This window comes from Acidovorax sp. SDU_ACID1 (assembly GCF_045291395.1).
Classification (GTDB): domain Bacteria; phylum Pseudomonadota; class Gammaproteobacteria; order Burkholderiales; family Burkholderiaceae_C; genus MR-S7.
This window is the reverse complement of sequence record NZ_CP152342.1, coordinates 2,501-19,740: the sequence shown is the minus strand read 5'-3', so window position 1 is coordinate 19,740 and position 17,240 is coordinate 2,501. Positions and strand designations below refer to the sequence as shown.

Here is a 17,240-nt window from a genome sequence, read left to right as displayed (position 1 = left end):
ACCAATTTAATTCATAGATATATCTTCAATTAGAAAATGAACCAGATTTCGTCCGAATCGGCACAAACCCTAGGAGCACAAAGCCTCCAGGACCGCATCCGGCTGGCGCTTGAAGACGACTTGCGCAGCGGCCGGCTGCAGCCAGGCATGGCCATCAATGAGCAGGCCCTGTGCGCACGGTTCACCACTTCGCGCACGCCCGTGCGCGAAGCATTGCTGCTGCTGGCCGCCAAAGGGATGGTGAGCATTCGGCCTCGCGCCGGGATCTATGTGCGGCATCTCGATGCCCGCGAACTGGTGGCGATGATGGAAGGGCTGGCCGAACTGGAGGGCGTGCTGGCACGCCTGGCAGCCCATCGCATCAACGTGGGCCAGAAGGAGCGTCTGGCACGCGCTCTGGAGCAGACCGCGCGTTGCGCCGAGTCTGGGGATTCGGTCGGCTACGAGCGCGCCAATGTGCTGCTGCATGACGTGATCTACGAGGCCAGCGGCAATGCATTCATCGTGGAGCAGACGCGCCAGGTCAGGCTGCGCATTGCTCCCTACCGAGGAAAGCTGTTCGAAACGGCCAAACGGCTTGCAGGCTCACACGCAGAGCATGAGGCTGTCGTGAAAGCCATTTTGCTCGGCGACAGCGAGGCAGCGGCCGAAGCCATGCGCGACCACATCTCCGCGGGCGGGCGGGTATTTGCGGACATGATTCTTCGCTCGCCCCCACCAGCGGCTTATAGCCCGAACCACCGCCGCAAGCGCACCGGCAAGGACGAAAGCGGCCTGTAGTCGATGCCGCGCTCTTGTTTCTAGCCCTGCCCTCTCTGCAATAAAGCGCGCCACAGAAGCCGCCACGGCTTTCTACGCATCGGTGGCGCAAGGCATCAGGTAGTACCAGCGCCCCTCTTCGCGCACGAAGCGGCTGCGCTCGTGCAGCCGCACCGCCCGCCCCGCCACGCGCCAGCGCGCGACGAACTCCACCTCGGCCGCATCGGGCCCTGTCGCGCGGTGCGTGCGCACCTCCAGCCCCAGCCACTTCGCGCCGGTGTCGAAGTCCAGCGCGGAGGGGCGGTGGCTGGGGTGCCAGGTGGCCAGCAGGTAGGCCGCGTCCTCGCGCGTGAAGGCGGTGTAGCGCGAGCGCATGAGGCTCTCGGCGTCGGGTGCGGGGCAACCGGCGAAGTCGCCGATGTAGCGGCCGCAGCACTGCGCATAGGGCAGCGGCCGGCCCGGGGAACGGGTGCGGCCGCAGGGGCAGGCGGAGGAGACAGAAGACATCGCGCGATTCTAGGCAGCGGCCATCTCCGCGCTCACCGCGCGCAGCGCCTGCGCGAACAGGCGCTGCTCCTCGTGCTGCGCGCCGGCCGCGCGCTGGAACAGCGTGATGGGCGGCAATGTCCAGCCGAAGCGGTGGCGCACGATGGCCACGCCGGCGATGCGCACCAGTTCCTGCGCCACGTCGGCCGGCACGATGGAGACGGCCCGCTCGTTGGCGGCCACCAGTTCGCCGATCACCTTGACCGACAGGCTCTCGACGAAGGGCGCGGGCGGCGCCACGCCGGCGCGCAGGAAGAAGTCGGTGATCTGCTCGCGCATCGGGGTCTGGCGCGCGCCCATCACCCACTCCAGGCCGGCCAGTTCGGCCCAAGCGAGCGGCCGGCGCGCCAGGCGCGCGGCCAGGCGCCGGTGCGCGATCAGGCGCGGCTCCTGCGCATAGAGCACCTCGTGCCGCAGGCCCGCCATGTCGAGGATGGCGGAGGCGCGGCCGATCACGCAGTCCAGCTCGTGCGCGCGCAGGCGCGCCAGCAGACGGTCGCTGGTGTCCTCGTGCAGCGTCACCGTGATGCGCTGGCCCGCGGGCCGCGTGCGGTCGATGGCGCGCGCCAGCAAGCGGCCGGGCAGGAAGGGGATGGCGCCCACGTGCAGGTGCGCGGCGCGGCCGTGGCCCGCGGCCTCGATGTCCTGCGCCCAGTGGCCCAGGTCGGCCAGCATGGTCTGTGCGCGGGCCAGCACCAGGCGCCCTAGCGCGGTGGGCTCCATGCCGCGCGGCGAGCGTGTGAACAGGGGCGCGCCGAACAGCGCCTCCAGGTCCGCCAGCGCCTGCGTGACGGCCGGCTGGCTGGTGGCCATGTGCTCGGCCACGCGCGTGAGCGTGCCGTGCGCGCCGATGGCCTGGAGCAGCAGCAGGTGCTTCATGCGCAGGCGCGTGGCGAGTCGGTGGACCAAGGGCGGCATGGCGGCAGGCATAAGCAGAAGGATATGGCCTTATAGAAACATACAATGCGCAGCTTATGCCATCGCCGCAAGAATCCGCACGACGACGGATGGGAGGACGGCAATGGAATCGGTGTATCTCGTGGTGGCCCTGGGCGCGGTGGTCGCGGGCTTCGTGCAGGGCCTTTCGGGCTTCGCCTTCGGCATGGTGGCCATGTCGTTCTGGGCCTGGGCGCTGGAGCCGCGCCTGGCAGCCACGCTGGCCGTGTTCGGCGCGCTGACGGGGCAGGTGCTGGCGGCCGCGACGGTGCGCCGCGGCTTCGACTGGCGGCGGCTGCTGCCCTTCGTGGCCGGAGGGCTGGCGGGCATACCGCTGGGCGTGGCACTGCTGCCGCACCTGGACATGCACTGGTTCAAGGCCATCCTGGGCCTGCTCCTGGCGGTATGGTGCCCGGCGATGCTGCTGTCGTCGCGCTTGCCGCGCATCACGGCGGGCGGGCGGCTGGCCGACGGTGCGGTGGGCCTGGCGGGCGGCGTGATGGGCGGCATCGGCGGCTTCACTGGCGCGCTGCCCACGCTGTGGTGCACGCTGCGCGGCTACGAGAAGGACGCGCAGCGCTCCATCATCCAGAACTTCAACCTGTCGATGCTGGCCGTGACCATGGGCACCTACTTCGCCACGGGCGTGGTCACGCGCGAGATGCTGCCGCCGTTCGCCATCGTCGCGCCGGCCATGCTGGTGCCCACGCTGCTGGGCGCGCGCCTCTATATCGGCATCAGCGAGGCCCGCTTCCGGCAGATCGTGCTGGGGCTGCTCACGGCCTCGGGCGTGGCGCTGCTGGCGTCGGCGCTGCCCAGGCTGGTGGACTGACGCACGGCGCGCCTGGCCAATCCCATGAGTCAAAATCGCCCTCAGCGCTTTCCAGAAAAGCGCCAAAAGCTATTAAAAACATAGCAAATGACAGTGCGCAGGCGCGTTCAACCGCTCCCCGACAGCCCCTGCGCCAGCGCCTCGAACACCCGCTGTATACGGCGCGAGGTGCGCAGTTCGCGGTGCGACACCAGCCAGATCGGGAAATAAACGGGTGGCACGTCGTCGAGCACACGCACCACGCCCGGCGTCTCGCGGGCGATGTCGTCCATGATCGCGCCGATGCCCATGCCCTGGCGCACCAGCGCCCAGTGGGCGACGTTGTGGTCCGAATAGCAACTGAAGCTGCCCTCGCCGAGCGGCAGGCCGTGCTGGCGCAGGTAGGCCAGGTACTGGCCCGCGCGGTCGGAGCCCACGAAGGGCAAATGGGCAGCCTCCTGCGCAGTGCGCGGGTGGCCGTGGGCGGCGACCCAGTCTTGCGACGCATAGAAGCCCGCGCTGGCATCGCCGATGCGGCGCGCGATCAGGTCGGGCTGCTCGGGCTGCACGTGGCGGATGGCGATGTCGGCCTCACGGCGCAGCAGGTCGTTCACGGCATTGGACGAAATGATCTCGATGGCGATGCCGGGCTCCTCGCCCCGCAGTTGCCGGACCAGCGGCGGCAGCAAATGCGCCGCCACCATGTCGGTCGCCGAGACCGACACCACCCCGCCTACGGCCTGCGAGCGCCCCGTGGCGGCCAGGCCCAGGGCCTCGGCGGCGGCGCCCATGGCGCGGGCGTGCTCCAGCAGGTCGAGCCCGGTGGGGGTAAGCGCCATTGCCTTGCCCACGCGCTCGAACAAGGTCACGCCCATGCGACGCTCGATGGCGGCCACCTGGCGGCTCAGCGTGGGCTGGGTCAGGCCCAGCTTGCGCGCGGCGGCGGAAAGAGAGCCCGTTTGCGCCGTTTCGAGAAACGCCTTGAGCTGGTTCCAGTCGAGATCTTCCATACGCAAATGTATATGTTGGCTGCGATTTTTCGCAATTTCCTGATGAAACATGCATGGATAGCATCCATCCCATGCCTTTTCCCGCCACCGATCTTCCGCTCACGGCCACGGCTGTCCTTCCATCCGCCGCCCGCAAGGCCCGCTTCTGGGACCGCATCGCGCCCCAATACGCCGCCGGCGCGATTGCCGACATGCCGGGGTACGAAGCCACGCTGCGGCGTGTGCAGGCGCTGCTGCTCGCGTCCGGGCAAGCGCAGGACGTGCTGGAACTGGGCTGCGGTACCGGCAGCACGGCATTGCGCCTGGCGCCCCTGACGCGGCGCATGCTGGCGACGGACGTTTCCGCCGGGATGATCGCCATCGCCCGCGAAAGGCTGGCGGCCCAGCCCATGGCGCAACTGAGCCTGGCCGTGGCGGATGCCGACGCCGGCACCTGGGGGCAGGCCTGCTACGACACCGTGCTGGCCTTCAACCTGCTGCACCTGGTGAGCGATCTCGACCAGACCCTGCTGCTGGCAGCCCGCGCATTGCGCCCGGGCGGCCTGCTGGTCTCCAAGACGCCCTGCATCGCCGAGATGAACCCGCTGATCCCGCACCTGGCCATACCGCTGGCGCGCGCGCTGGGCAAGGCGCCTGAAGTGCGGTGCCTTGGCGAACGCGGGTTGACGGCCGCCATCGCCCGCCAGGGCCTGCACGTCGAGGCCGTCGAGCGGCACGGCACCCGGGGCAAGGACATCCGGGTGTTCATCGTGGCCCGCAAGCCCGGCTGAGTTTTTCGTTTTTCCCTTTTTAGCGGCACCTGATCCCGGCCACAGGGCCGGTATCTGGCGGCCTGCCGCCGCTCGGATTTTTCTCCCACTGACCAAGGAGCGTCCATGTCCCATTTATCACGTTCGTTCAAGTCTGCCATGCGCGGCAGTTTAGGCAGGGCAGCGTGCTCGTTTCTTCAAGTCAGGCGGCGCCGGCCGCCACACGATGCAGCCTTCATTCTTCTCTTGACGAAGGACGCACACCATGCCCCGCCCCCCACTCCCCGTTCTTGCCAGCCCGCGCCGCCGCGCGCTGGCCGCGCTGTGCCTGGCCTCGGCCGTGGCTGCCTGCGGCGGCAGCGGCGATGACGAGCCCCCGGCCGGCGGCCTATTCATCGAAGGCACGCTGGATGGCTTGGGCAGCGGCAAGAGCGTGACCCTGCGGAACAACGGCGGCGATGATCTGGTGTGACCTGCCCCCGTTAGACGTGCCAGTCCCGAGTTAGCGAGTCCAAGGTTGTGGAGACTACTTGATCTCCGGTGATTGCCTTGCATCGCCAGCGCGCTGGCGATGCAAGGCAGCAAAGCTGGCCGGCGAGATGCGCCCCAGTGAACTGTGGGGCCGCACCTCGTTGTAGTCACGCCGCCATCGGGCCACCTCCTGGCGAGCCTGCACCAGCGTCTCGAACCATTGCTCGTTCAAGCACTCATCCCTGAATTTGCCGTTGAAGCTCTCGATGTAGGCGTTCTGGGTCGGACAGCCTGCATCGTTGAGCAGGTGCCGCACGCCTCGTGCCGCTGCCCACGCAATGAAAGCCCGGCTGGTGAACTCCGGCCCCTGATCGGTGCGGATGGCCAGTGGATAGCCTCGGAACTGCGCGGCCTGGTCCAGCAAGCGCACGACGTACTCGCCGCCCATGCCGTGATCCACCGCGATGTCCACGCACTCGCGGCTGAAGTCATCGACCACCGTCAGGCACTTGATGCGCCGGCCATTGGTCAGTGCGTCCATCACGAAGTCCGTGCTCCAGGTGTCATTGACATGGCGGCTGCTCACCAAGGGCTGACGCTCGCCCGTGGGACGCTTGACCTTGCGGCGCTTGCGCACCGACAGGTTGGCCAGCTTGTACAGGCGCCACACGCGCTTGTGGTTCACCTGATGGCCTTCCAGGGCCAACAGGTCATGGATGCGCCGGTAGCCGAAGCGCCGGCGCTCATGCGCCAACTCGACGATGCGCGTGCTCAGGCTGGCTGTGGACTCGTTCATGCTGGGCGGCTCCCGGTAGCTGGTTCTGGACAACCCCGCATAGCGACAGGCGCGGCGCTCGCTGATGGACAGTTCTTGAACCATCCTGGCAGCGGCCTCGCGCCTGGCCTGCGGGGTCAGCGCTTTACCCCGAAGCCCACCTTCAGCGCTTCGATGTGTAGATGGGCCTCGGCCAGCAGTTTCTTGAGCTTGGCGTTCTCGCCCTCGATCTCGCGCAGCCGCGTGGCCTCGCTAGCCTGCATGCCACCGAACTTGGCACGCCACTTGTAGAAGGTCGCATCGCTGAAGCCGCCCAGGCGGCACAGTTCCTTGACCGGCATGCCGCCCTCGGCCTGCTTGAGAAATCCGATGATCTGCTCGTCGGTGAATCTGCTCTTCTTCATGTCCGTTCTTCCTCTGAAAACGGACTCTACTAACCTTCAACTGGTACGCCCTATAGGGAGCAGGTCACTACGATGTTTTCCGGTACCGCCGCCGTGCTGGCCGCAGCCCGGCAGATGCAGGCGAGCTGCTACGCCAAACGCCAATAGCTATCGAAAAGATAGCTTTTTGCACTTGATACACGGGCGCTTTCGCCCTATTTCCTTCATAGCGCGCGCTGGATGATGATCTTCTGCACGTCGCTCGTGCCTTCGTAGATCTGGCACACGCGCACGTCGCGGTAGATGCGCTCGACGGGAAAATCCTGAACCACGCCATAGCCGCCCAGCGTCTGGATGGCGGCGCTGCACACGCGCTCGGCCATTTCGCTGGCGAACAGCTTGGCCATGGCCGCTTCCTTCAGGCAGGGGCGGCCCGCGTCGCGCAGCGCTGCGGCGTGCCAGATGAGCTGGCGCGCGGCCTCGATCTGCGTGGCGCAGTCGGCCAGGCGAAAACCCACGGCCTGGTGGTTCAAGATGGGCTGGCCGAAGCTCTCGCGCTCCTTGGCGTACTGCACGGCGAAGTCGAAGGCGCTGCGCGCCATGCCCACGCTCTGCGCGGCGATGCCGATGCGCCCGCCTTCCAAAGCGCCCAGCGCGATCTTGTAGCCCTCGCCCTCGGCGCCGATGAGGTTGTCAAAGGGGATGCGGCAGTTGTCGAAATTGATCTGCGCCGTGTCGCTGCTGTGCTGGCCCAGCTTGTCCTCCAGCCGCGCCACCACGTAGCCGGGCGTGTTCGTGGGCACGAGGAAAGCGCTCATGCCTTTCTTGCCCGCGCCCTTGTCGGTCACGGCGATGACAATGGCCACGTGTCCGTTCTTGCCGCTGGTGATGAACTGCTTGACGCCGTTGATCACATAGGCGTCGCCCTGTTTCACGGCCGTGGTGCGCAGCGCCGATGCGTCGGAGCCTACGTGCGGCTCGGTGAGGCAGAAGGCGCCGAGCATTTCGCCGCGCGCCAGGGGCGCGAGCCATTGCTGCTTTTGCGCCTCGCTGCCGTAGCGCATGAGGATGGCATTGACCGGGCAGTTGGTCACGCTGATCGCGGTGCTGGTGCCGCCGTCGCCCGCGGCGATTTCCTCCAGCACCAGGGCCAGGCTCACGTAGTCGAGCGCGGCGCCGCCGTATTGCTCGGGCACGCAAATGCCGTAGGCGCCCAGCTGCGCCAGGCCCTGGTGCGCCTCCTTCGGAAAGTGGTGTTCCTTGTCCCAGCGCGCGGCATGCGGCCACAGCTGGTCTTGAGCGAAGTCGCGCACGGCGTCGCGGATCATTTCCTGGTCTTGGGTCAGCAGCATGCTGTCTCCTTGTTGTATTACCAATGGGCGGCGCGGCGGCCGTCGTGGTGCAGCAGGCGGCCCTTGTCGGCGGGGGTGAGGCCCGCGAGCGTCTCGCGCATGCCGCGCACGCTGGCCTGCACGGTGAGCGGCGCGGCGGCGCCGCCCATGTCGGTCTGCACCCAGCCGGGGTCGATGGTGACCAGCGTGGCGCCGGGATAGTCGTGCTGCGCGGCGGCCACGGCCATGTTGAGCGCGGCCTTGCTCGTGCGGTAGAGCCACGAGTCGCTGCCCGGCACGCTGCCGATCTGCGACATGGACGACGACAGGAAGGCGAACACGCCGCGCGCATCGGCCACCAGCGGCGCGACCTGCGGGATGGCCTGCATGGCGCCGAGCACGTTGGCGTGCATGACGGCATCGAAGTCCTCGCGCGTGGGCGGCGTGAGCGCGCCGGGGCGGCGGATGACGCCGGCCACGTAGAGCGCCACGCCGATCTTCTCGCCGTCGAGCATCCAGGCCAGCCCGCTCACGCTCGCGGGGTGGGCCACGTCCACCGTGAGCGCCTGCGCGCCCAGGGCCTGCACGCGCTCGCGGCCCGCGTCGTCGCGCACGGTGGCGATGACGCGGCAGCCGGCCTCGCGGTACTGCCGCACGAATTCGAGGCCGATGCCGCGCGAGGCGCCGATCACCAGGATGGTTGTCATGGGTTATGCACCAAAAAGGCTTCCAGCGCTTATGCAGCAAGCGCCAGAAGCTATCTAAACAATAGCAATCAAACCAGCTCGATCGCCATCGCCGTGGCCTCGCCGCCGCCGATGCACAGCGTGGCCAGGCCCTTCTTCTTGCCGCGCGCCTGTAGCGCGTGCAGCAGCGTGACGAGGATGCGCGCGCCGCTGGCGCCGATGGGGTGGCCCAGCGCGCAGGCGCCGCCGTTCACGTTGACCTTCTCGTGCGGAATGTCCAGCTCGGCCATCAGCGCCATGGGCACGACGGCGAAGGCTTCGTTGATCTCCCACAGGTCCACGTCGGCCACGCTCCAGCCGATCTTCTTGAGCAGTTTCTCGGTGGCGCCCACGGGCGCAGTGCTGAACCACTCGGGCGCCTGGGCATGCGTGGCGTGGCCCACGATCTTCGCCAGGGGCTTGCAGCCTAGCGCCTTCGCGGTGGACTCGCGCATCAGCACCAGCGCCGCGGCGCCGTCGTTGATGCTGGAGCTGGAGGCGGCGGTGATGGTGCCGTCCTTCTTGAACGCGGGCTTGAGGCTGCCGATCTTGTCCAGGCGCGCCTTGAGCGGACCTTCGTCTTGGGCAACGGTGACGTCGCCCTTGCGGGTCTTGACGGTGACGGGCGCGATCTCGGCCTGGAAGGCGCCGGATCGGGTGGCTTCCTGCGCGCGCTGCACGCTGGCGATGGCGAAGGCGTCCTGCTGCTCGCGCGTGAACTGGTACTTGGCGGCGCAGTCCTCGCCGAAGGTGCCCATGCTGCGGCCGGGTTCGTAGGCGTCCTCCAGGCCGTCGAGCATCATGTGGTCGAACACCTTGTCGTGGCCCATGCGGTAGCCGCCGCGGCCTTTCTTGAGCAGGTAGGGCGCGTTGGTCATGCTCTCCATGCCGCCGGAGACCATCACGTCGCGGCTGCCGGCGACGAGCTGGTCGTGCGCCAGGATGGTGGCTTCCATGCCCGCGCCGCACATCTTGGAGAGGGTCACGGCGCCGGTGCTGCGCGGCAGACCGCCCTTGAAGCCCGCCTGGCGCGCGGGCGCCTGGCCCTGGCCCGCCATGAGGCAGTTGCCGAACAGCACTTCGTCCACCTTCTCGGGGTTGACGCCCGCGCGCTGCACGGCGGCCTGGATGGCGGCGCCGCCCAGGTCGTGCGCGGCGAGGTCGGCGAAGTCGCTCTGGAAGGCGCCCATGGGCGTGCGCGCTGCGCCGACGATGACGATGGGGTCGCTCTGGGATGGGTTCATGTCGAGTCTCCTGAAGTGATGGATGAAGAAGGGACGGCGCCGAAGCGCCGCTCGGTGTCGTAGGGGAACACGTCGTACACGTGGCCTGCCTGGATGCGCTCCTTGTGCGACTGCCAGAACGCCACGTCGAGCAGGTCGGCGTGGTGGCGCATGAAGACCTCGCGCACCGCGTCGTTGCCGAGCAGGAAGGGGCCGAAGGTCTCGGGGAACACGTCGCGCGGGCCGACGCTGTACCAGGCCTCGCCGCTCATCTCCTCTTCCTCGTTGCGCGGCGGCGGTACCCGGCGGAAGTGGCAGTCGGTGAGGTATTCGATCTCGTCGTAGTCGTAGAACACGACCTTGCCGTTGCGCGTGAGGCCGAAGTTCTTCCACAGCATGTCGCCGGGGAAGATGTTGGCGGCCACGAGGTCCTTGATGGCGTTGCCGTATTCGGTGACGGCATGCTCCATGGCGCTGCGTGCGTCGGGCTTGTCCAGGCCCGCGTCGAAGCATTCCTGCAGGTGGATGTTCAGCGGAATCATGCGCCGCTCGATGTAGAGGTGGCGGATGATGACCTCCTGCTGGCCGTCGCCATCGCGGTCGCTGATCTCGAGCTGGCTGGGCGCATGCCTGCGGATCTCCTCGATCAGCGCATCGGAAAAACGGCTGCGCGGAAACGCCACCAGGCTGTATTCCAGCGTGTCGGCCATGCGGCCCACGCGGTCGTGCTGCTTGACGAGCTGGTACTTGGCCTGGACCTGCTCGCGCGTGGTGTCCTTCGGCGCCGGAAAATGGTCCTTGATGAGCTTGAACACGTAGGGGAAGCTGGGCAGGTCGAACACCAGCATGACCATGCCCTTGATGCCGGGGGCGATGCGGAACTTGTCGCTGGAGTAGCGCAGGTGGTGCAGGAAATCGCGGTAGAACAGCGACTTGCCCTGCTTGGCCAGGCCCAGCGCGGTGTAGAGCTCCGCGCGCGGCTTGTGCGGCATGAGGCCGCGCAGGAACTGCACGTAGGCGCTGGGGATCTCCATGTCCACCATGAAGTAGGCGCGCGCGAAGCTGAACAGCATCTGCAGGTCGCGCTCGCCGAACAGCGCCGCGTCGACCACGAGCCGGCCGCGCTCGCCGTGCAGGATGGGCAGGGCGAAGGGCAGTTCGGTGTAGCCGTTGATGACCTTGCCCACGAGGTACGCGCCCTTGTTGCGGAAGAACAGGCTGGCGAGCACCTGGATCTGGAAGTTGGTGCGCAGCTTCGCCGGTCCCAAGCGCTGCTGCACCGCCCGCGCCACGCGCGCAGCGTCGCGCACCAGGTCCTCGAAGCCGCGCTGCAGTTCCAGGTGCTCCAGGATGCGGGCCACGGTCTGGCGCAGGTCTTCGCCCTGGGGGTAGTAGGCGCGGTAGGTGGGGCGGGCGCCAGGCTCGTCGCTTTCGATGTATTCGGTGCTGACCGCCGGGCGCACGAAGATGAAGTCGTTATGGAAGTGCGTGCGGTGCAGGATCTTGGTGGTGACGGAATTGAAGAAGGTCTCCGCCAGTTCGGGCTGCAGGTGGTTCACCATCAGCCCGATGTAGTGCAGCTTGACCTGGTGCCACACGTCCATGGGCAGGGCGCCGGCGTTGAACTCCTTGTCGAGCCGGCGCACGCATTCGCGCACGCGCAGGTCGTAGAACTCGATGCGCTCGCGCTGCGCGCGCTGCTGCCCATGCCAGTCGGCCGTCTCGAAGCGGTGCTTGGCGCGCGCGGACTCGGCGCGGAACAGGCGGTAATGGCGGTTGAAGCCGTCCATCATCGCCTTGGCGATGTGGTGGGCCTGGGGGGCGTCGAGCCGTTCGGGAAACATGGCCAGGCTGCCGCGCCCGCGGTGCTAGCGCTGGCGGCTGGCGACCATCTCGACCGCCTTCTGGTGCACCTCTTCCAGGCCGCCCACGCCTGGCACCGTCATGTGCAGGTTGGTGATCAGGCCGTTCTTGAGGCTGTAGCACCAACCATGCAGCGTGATCTGCTGGCCGCGCGCCCAGGCGTCCTGCAGCACCGTGCTCTGCGCCACGTTGACCACTTGCTCGATGGCGTTGAGTTCGCACAGCGCATCGTGGCGCCATTGGGGCGACAGGGTTTTGAGCAAGTCGACGTGCTTGTCGCGCACGTCCTTCACGTGGCGGATCCAGTTGTCCGCCAGGCCGATGCGAGCATCCTCCAGCGCCGCCAGCACGCCGCCGCAGCCGTAGTGGCCCACCACCATCAGGTGCTGCACCTTGAGCTGGTCCACCGCGTACTGGATGGTGGACAGGCAGTTCAGGTCGCTGGGCCCCACCACATTGGCCACATTGCGGTGCACGAACACCTCGCCGGGCTCCAGGCCGGTGATCTGGTTGGCGGGCACGCGGCTGTCGGAGCAGCCGATCCACATGTACCGGGGCTTCTGCTGCGACATCAGGCCGGTGAAGAAGCCGGGCCGCTCACGCTCCATCTGCTCGGCCCAGGCGCGGTTGTGGACGAACAGTTCTTCGATGGAGGTCGTAGTCATCAGGCAATCCTTGTGTGGGGAGGGAAGCAGGAGCGGCGCCGCGGCAGCCGTCAGCAGGTTTCGGCGAACAGTTCGCGGCCGATCAGCATGCGGCGGATTTCGCTGGTGCCGGCACCGATTTCGTAGAGCTTGGCATCGCGCCAGAGGCGGCCCAGCGGGTATTCGTTGATGTAGCCGTTGCCGCCGTAGATCTGTACGCCCTCGCCAGCCATCCAGGTGGCCTTTTCGGCGCACCAGAGGATGACGCTGGCGCAGTCCTTGCGCACCTGGCGCACGTGCTCCGTGCCCAGCATGTCCAGGTTCTTGGCTACCGTGTAGGCGAAGGAACGGCCCGCCTGCAGCACGGTGTACATGTCGGCCACCTTGCCCTGGATGAGCTGGAACTCGCCGATGCTCTGCCCGAACTGCTTGCGGTCGTGGATGTAGGGGACCACGTTGTCCATGACCGATTGCATGATGCCCAGTGGGCCGCCGGTGAGCACGGCGCGCTCGTAGTCCAGGCCGCTCATCAGCACCTTGGCGCCGCCGTTGACCTGACCCAGCACGTTCTCGGCAGGCACTTCCACGTTCTCGAACACCAGCTCGCCGGTATGGCTGCCGCGCATGCCGAGCTTGTCGAGCTTCTGGGCGATGGAAAAGCCCTTCATGCCCTTCTCGATCAGGAAGGCCGTCACGCCGCGCGCGCCCAGTTCGGGCTCGCTCTTGGCATAGACCACCAGCGTGTCGGCATCGGGGCCGTTGGTGATCCACATCTTGTTGCCGTTGAGCAGGTAGTAGCCGCCCTTGTCCTCGGCCTTGAGCTTCATGCTGATGACGTCGGAGCCCGCGCCGGGCTCGCTCATCGCCAGCGCGCCCACGTGTTCGCCGCTGATGAGCTTGGGCAGGTACTTGGCTTTCTGCACCTCGTTGCCGTTGCGGTTGATCTGGTTCACGCACAGGTTGCTGTGCGCGCCGTAAGACAGCCCCACGGAGGCGCTTGCGCGCGAGATTTCCTCCATGGCCACCATGTGGGCGAGGTAGCCCATGTCCGCACCGCCGTATTGCTCGGGCACGGTGATGCCCAGCACGCCCAGGTCGCCGAACTTGCGCCACAGGTCCATGGGGAACTGGTCGGTACGGTCGATCTCCGCCGCGCGCGGGGCGATCTCGGCCTGCGCGAACTCACGGACGGCATCGCGCAGGGCGTCGATGTCCTCGCCCAACTGGAAGTTCAGGCCTGGCAACGGGGTGGAAATGCTCATGGATTGTCTCCGGCAGGATAGAAGTAGAGATCTTACGTTTACGTAAACGTCAATTATCCAATACTTTCTGAATGGGCGCTTTCGATTTTTGTCAGTAGTTCGCGTGCTTCCCGCTCATGCTCGCAAACCTCATCCAAATTGGCCTGCAGGTCCCTCATCTGCGACTCCAGCTGCCTGCGGTGAAGCTGCAGCACTTCCAGGAACTTGCGCAACTGCACACCCGTGTCCCGCGGGCTGTCGTAGAGATCGATGATTTCCTTGGCTTCGGTGAGCGAGAGCCCCAGGCGCTTGGCCCGCAAGGTGAGTTTGAGGCGCGTGCGGTCGCGTGCGCTGTAGACCCGGTTGCGTCCCCCTGACCCGGCGCGTTCGGGCTGCAGGAGGCCCATGTCCTCGTAAAAGCGCATGGCGCGCGTGGTGAGGTCGAACTCTTTGGCGAGGTCGCTGATGGAGTAGGTGGCCATGGGAGCGGAGCGGGAGGGCATGGAAGGCGTATTGACGTGGACGTCAACGCCGATGCTACAGCACCGATACGCCCCGTAAAGCAAAACGCCCCCCTGCACGTAGGTACAGGGGGGCGGTTTGGGCTGTAAGAGCCTGACGATGACCTACTTTCACACGGGAACCCGCACTATCATCGGCGCGAAGTCGTTTCACTGTCCTGTTCGGGATGGGAAGGAGTGGTACCAACTTGCTATGGTCATCAGGCATAACTTGGTGCTGCTGCGGCGCGATGCCACAGCGGCGAATTCATAGAGTCGACTCTTTAACTTGATTGCGTGCTTGGCATAACTAGTCATGAACTGCGCCTGTGGATGGGCAGTCAAAGTTATAGGGTCAAGCCGCACGGGCAATTAGTACTGGTTAGCTCAAGCGCTTGCACGCCTTCCACACCCAGCCTATCAACGTCGTGGTCTACAACGACCCTTCAGGGGGCTCGAGGCCCCGGCAGATCTCATCTTGAAACGAGTTTCCCGCTTAGATGCTTTCAGCGGTTATCTCTTCCACACTTAGCTACTCGGCGATGCCACTGGCGTGACAACCGATACACCAGAGGTGTGTCCACTCCGGTCCTCTCGTACTAGGAGCAGGCTTCCTCAAATCTGCAGCGCCCACGGAAGATAGGGACCAAACTGTCTCACGACGTTTTAAACCCAGCTCACGTACCTCTTTAAATGGCGAACAGCCATACCCTTGGGACCGACTACAGCCCCAGGATGAGATGAGCCGACATCGAGGTGCCAAACACCGCCGTCGATATGAACTCTTGGGCGGTATCAGCCTGTTATCCCCAGAGTACCTTTTATCCGTTGAGCGATGGCCCTTCCATACAGAACCACCGGATCACTATGTCCTGCTTTCGCATCTGCTCGACTTGTCAGTCTCGCAGTTAAGCACGCTTATGCCATTGCACTATCGTCACGATGTCCGACCGTAACTAGCGTACCTTCGAACTCCTCCGTTACACTTTGGGAGGAGACCGCCCCAGTCAAACTGCCTACCATGCACTGTCCCCGATCCAGCTAATGGACCTAGGTTAGAACCTCAAACGCACCAGGGTGGTATTTCAACGTTGGCTCCATGAGATCTAGCGACCTCACTTCAAAGCCTCCCACCTATCCTACACAGATCCGTTCAAAGTCCAATACAAAGCTACAGTAAAGGTTCATGGGGTCTTTCCGTCTTTCCGCGGGGAGATTGCATCATCACAAACATTTCAACTTCGCTGAGTCTCAGGAGGAGACAGTGTGGCCATCGTTACGCCATTCGTGCAGGTCGGAACTTACCCGACAAGGAATTTCGCTACCTTAGGACCGTTATAGTTACGGCCGCCGTTTACTGGGACTTCAATCAAGAGCTTGCACCCCATCATTTAATCTTCCAGCACCGGGCAGGCGTCACACCCTATACGTCCACTTTCGTGTTTGCAGAGTGCTGTGTTTTTATTAAACAGTCGCAGCCACCGATTTTTTGCAACCGCTTTGGGCTCCCTTTGTACAAGTTCACCTACTTGCGGCATACCTTCTCCCGAAGTTACGGTATCAATTTGCCGAGTTCCTTCTCCTGAGTTCTCTCAAGCGCCTTAGAATACTCATCTCGCGCACCAGTGTCGGTTTGCGGTACGGTCGTCAATAGCTGAAGCTTAGTGGCTTTTCCTGGAAGCAGGGTATCACTCACTTCGTGTGCAAGCACACTCGTTATCACCCCTCATCTCAGCCCGGCGGATTTGCCTACCGGGCACGACTACAGGCTTGAACCAACATATCCAACAGTTGGCTGAGCTAACCTTCTCCGTCCCCACATCGCACTATTGATCGGTACAGGAATATTGACCTGTTTCCCATCAGCTACGCATCTCTGCCTCGCCTTAGGGGCCGACTCACCCTACGCCGATGAACGTTGCGTAGGAAACCTTGCGCTTACGGCGAGCGGGCTTTTCACCCGCTTTAACGCTACTCATGTCAGCATTCGCACTTCTGATACCTCCAGCATCCATTACCAGACACCTTCACAGGCTTACAGAACGCTCTCCTACCACGCACAGTAAACTGTGCATCCGCAGCTTCGGTAACTGGCTTAGCCCCGTTACATCTTCCGCGCAGGACGACTCGATCAGTGAGCTATTACGCTTTCTTTAAATGATGGCTGCTTCTAAGCCAACATCCTGACTGTTTTAGCCTTCCCACTTCGTTTCCCACTTAGCCAATTTTAGGGACCTTAGCTGGCGGTCTGGGTTGTTTCCCTCTTGAGTCCGGACGTTAGCACCCGGTGCTCTGTCTCCCAAGCTGTACTCTGCAGTATTCGGAGTTTGCCTTGGTTTGGTAAGTCGCCATGACCCCCTAGCCAAAACAGTGCTCTACCCCCGCAGGTAATACTTGAGGCACTACCTAAATAGTTTTCGGAGAGAACCAGCTATTTCCAAGTTTGTTTAGCCTTTCACCCCTATCCACAGCTCATCCGCTAGTTTTGCAACACTAGTCGGTTCGGACCTCCAGTACCTGTTACGGCACCTTCATCCTGGCCATGGATAGATCACTTGGTTTCGGGTCTACACCCAGCGACTGAACGCCCTATTCGGACTCGATTTCTCTACGCCTCCCCTATTCGGTTAAGCTCGCCACTGAATGTAAGTCGCTGACCCATTATACAAAAGGTACGCCGTCACCCCTAAGGGCTCCGACTTTTTGTAAGCATGCGGTTTCAGGATCTATTTCACTCCCCTCCCGGGGTTCTTTTCGCCTTTCCCTCACGGTACTGGTTCACTATCGGTCGATGATGAGTATTTAGCCTTGGAGGATGGTCCCCCCATGTTCAGACAGGGTTTCTCGTGCCCCGCCCTACTTTTCTCTAGCTCAGTACCACACGTCTGTTTTCGCATACGGGGCTATCACCCACTATGGCCGGCCTTTCCATGCCGCTTTGCTAACAGTCGTGCTATCACTAGAAGGCTCCTCCGATTTCGCTCGCCACTACTTTCGGAATCTCGGTTGATGTCTTTTCCTCGAGCTACTGAGATGTTTCAGTTCACCCGGTTCGCCTCGCTGACCTATGTATTCAGTCAGCGATACCCTTGCGGGTAGGTTTCCCCATTCAGAAATCTCCGGATCAATGCTTATTTGCCAGCTCCCCGAAGCTTATCGCAGGCTATCACGTCTTTCGTCGCCTATCATCGCCAAGGCATCCACCACATGCTCTTAGTCACTTGACCCTATAACTTTGACCTCTCTTGCGAGAAGCCTCCATTTGAGTTCAAA

The 17,240-nt window shown here is 64.3% G+C and carries 15 protein-coding genes and 2 rRNA genes; 4 read left to right on the top strand and 13 right to left on the bottom strand.

Going from position 1 to position 17,240, the window contains the following annotated elements; translation table 11 throughout:
* The first annotated feature begins 36 nt into the window (after positions 1-36).
* Complete coding sequence (locus AAG689_RS00100; protein WP_406624271.1) at positions 37-780, top strand: GntR family transcriptional regulator; 744 nt, start codon at positions 37-39, stop codon at positions 778-780.
* 72 nt (positions 781-852) lie between these two features.
* Here the strand turns inward: AAG689_RS00100 and AAG689_RS00095 are convergent, their stop codons facing one another.
* Entirely contained in the window at positions 853-1,266 is a 414-nt protein-coding gene (locus tag AAG689_RS00095; RefSeq protein ID WP_406624270.1) for a YchJ family protein, read from the bottom strand.
* 9 nt (positions 1,267-1,275) lie between these two features.
* Positions 1,276-2,223: a LysR family transcriptional regulator gene (locus AAG689_RS00090; protein WP_406624269.1), complete on the bottom strand. Its 948-nt coding sequence runs from the start codon at positions 2,221-2,223 to the stop codon at positions 1,276-1,278.
* A 103-nt stretch (positions 2,224-2,326) separates the two neighbouring features.
* On the opposite strand from AAG689_RS00090, the gene AAG689_RS00085 reads away from it, so the two are divergent.
* Positions 2,327-3,073, top strand: coding sequence for a sulfite exporter TauE/SafE family protein (locus AAG689_RS00085; RefSeq protein ID WP_406624268.1), 747 nt, complete (start codon positions 2,327-2,329; stop codon positions 3,071-3,073).
* A 107-nt stretch (positions 3,074-3,180) separates the two neighbouring features.
* On the opposite strand, the gene AAG689_RS00080 is transcribed toward AAG689_RS00085, so the two are convergent.
* On the bottom strand, positions 3,181-4,062 hold the full coding sequence (locus tag AAG689_RS00080; protein ID WP_406624267.1) for a LysR family transcriptional regulator: 882 nt from the start codon (positions 4,060-4,062) through the stop codon (positions 3,181-3,183).
* 71 nt (positions 4,063-4,133) lie between these two features.
* Between AAG689_RS00080 and AAG689_RS00075 the strand changes: the two genes are divergently transcribed.
* Positions 4,134-4,832 (top strand): class I SAM-dependent DNA methyltransferase, encoded by a 699-nt coding sequence (locus AAG689_RS00075; protein WP_406624266.1) that lies wholly within the window; start codon positions 4,134-4,136, stop codon positions 4,830-4,832.
* Between the two features lie 244 nt (positions 4,833-5,076).
* Positions 5,077-5,283 (top strand): hypothetical protein, encoded by a 207-nt coding sequence (locus AAG689_RS00070; RefSeq protein ID WP_406624265.1) that lies wholly within the window; start codon positions 5,077-5,079, stop codon positions 5,281-5,283.
* 54 nt (positions 5,284-5,337) lie between these two features.
* On the opposite strand, the gene AAG689_RS00065 is transcribed toward AAG689_RS00070, so the two are convergent.
* The 10 genes from AAG689_RS00065 to AAG689_RS00020 all read right to left on the bottom strand — a co-directional run bounded on the left by AAG689_RS00065 (position 5,338) and on the right by AAG689_RS00020 (position 17,194).
* Positions 5,338-6,461 (bottom strand): IS3 family transposase gene (locus tag AAG689_RS00065; RefSeq protein ID WP_406622737.1). Its coding sequence is split into 2 segments (ribosomal slippage): positions 5,338-6,206 and positions 6,206-6,461, totalling 1,125 coding nucleotides; the frame shifts between segments, so codons are not numbered across the junction.
* Between the two features lie 203 nt (positions 6,462-6,664).
* Positions 6,665-7,792: an acyl-CoA dehydrogenase family protein gene (locus AAG689_RS00060; protein WP_406624264.1), complete on the bottom strand. Its 1,128-nt coding sequence runs from the start codon at positions 7,790-7,792 to the stop codon at positions 6,665-6,667.
* 17 nt (positions 7,793-7,809) lie between these two features.
* Complete coding sequence (locus AAG689_RS00055) at positions 7,810-8,478, bottom strand: SDR family oxidoreductase (RefSeq protein WP_406624263.1); 669 nt, start codon at positions 8,476-8,478, stop codon at positions 7,810-7,812.
* 68 nt (positions 8,479-8,546) lie between these two features.
* Positions 8,547-9,740 carry an acetyl-CoA C-acyltransferase gene (locus tag AAG689_RS00050; RefSeq protein ID WP_406624262.1) on the bottom strand — a complete coding sequence of 398 codons (1,194 nt, stop codon included), beginning with the start codon at positions 9,738-9,740 and terminating at the stop codon, positions 8,547-8,549.
* Positions 9,737-11,563 carry a bifunctional isocitrate dehydrogenase kinase/phosphatase gene (gene aceK / locus AAG689_RS00045; RefSeq protein WP_406624261.1) on the bottom strand — a complete coding sequence of 609 codons (1,827 nt, stop codon included), beginning with the start codon at positions 11,561-11,563 and terminating at the stop codon, positions 9,737-9,739. The genes AAG689_RS00050 and aceK overlap by 4 nt, the downstream gene beginning before the upstream one ends.
* Before the next feature lie 24 nt (positions 11,564-11,587).
* On the bottom strand, positions 11,588-12,247 hold the full coding sequence (gene can / locus AAG689_RS00040) for a carbonate dehydratase (RefSeq protein WP_020230000.1): 660 nt from the start codon (positions 12,245-12,247) through the stop codon (positions 11,588-11,590).
* 50 nt (positions 12,248-12,297) lie between these two features.
* Positions 12,298-13,488 carry an isovaleryl-CoA dehydrogenase gene (locus tag AAG689_RS00035; RefSeq protein ID WP_024001999.1) on the bottom strand — a complete coding sequence of 397 codons (1,191 nt, stop codon included), beginning with the start codon at positions 13,486-13,488 and terminating at the stop codon, positions 12,298-12,300.
* Positions 13,489-13,541: 53 nt separating this feature from the next.
* Complete coding sequence (locus AAG689_RS00030) at positions 13,542-13,949, bottom strand: MerR family DNA-binding transcriptional regulator (protein WP_406624260.1); 408 nt, start codon at positions 13,947-13,949, stop codon at positions 13,542-13,544.
* Between the two features lie 131 nt (positions 13,950-14,080).
* Positions 14,081-14,193, bottom strand: a 5S ribosomal RNA gene (rrf, locus tag AAG689_RS00025).
* A gap of 125 nt (positions 14,194-14,318) precedes the next feature.
* A 23S ribosomal RNA gene (locus AAG689_RS00020) occupies positions 14,319-17,194 on the bottom strand.
* Positions 17,195-17,240: the final 46 nt, after the last annotated feature.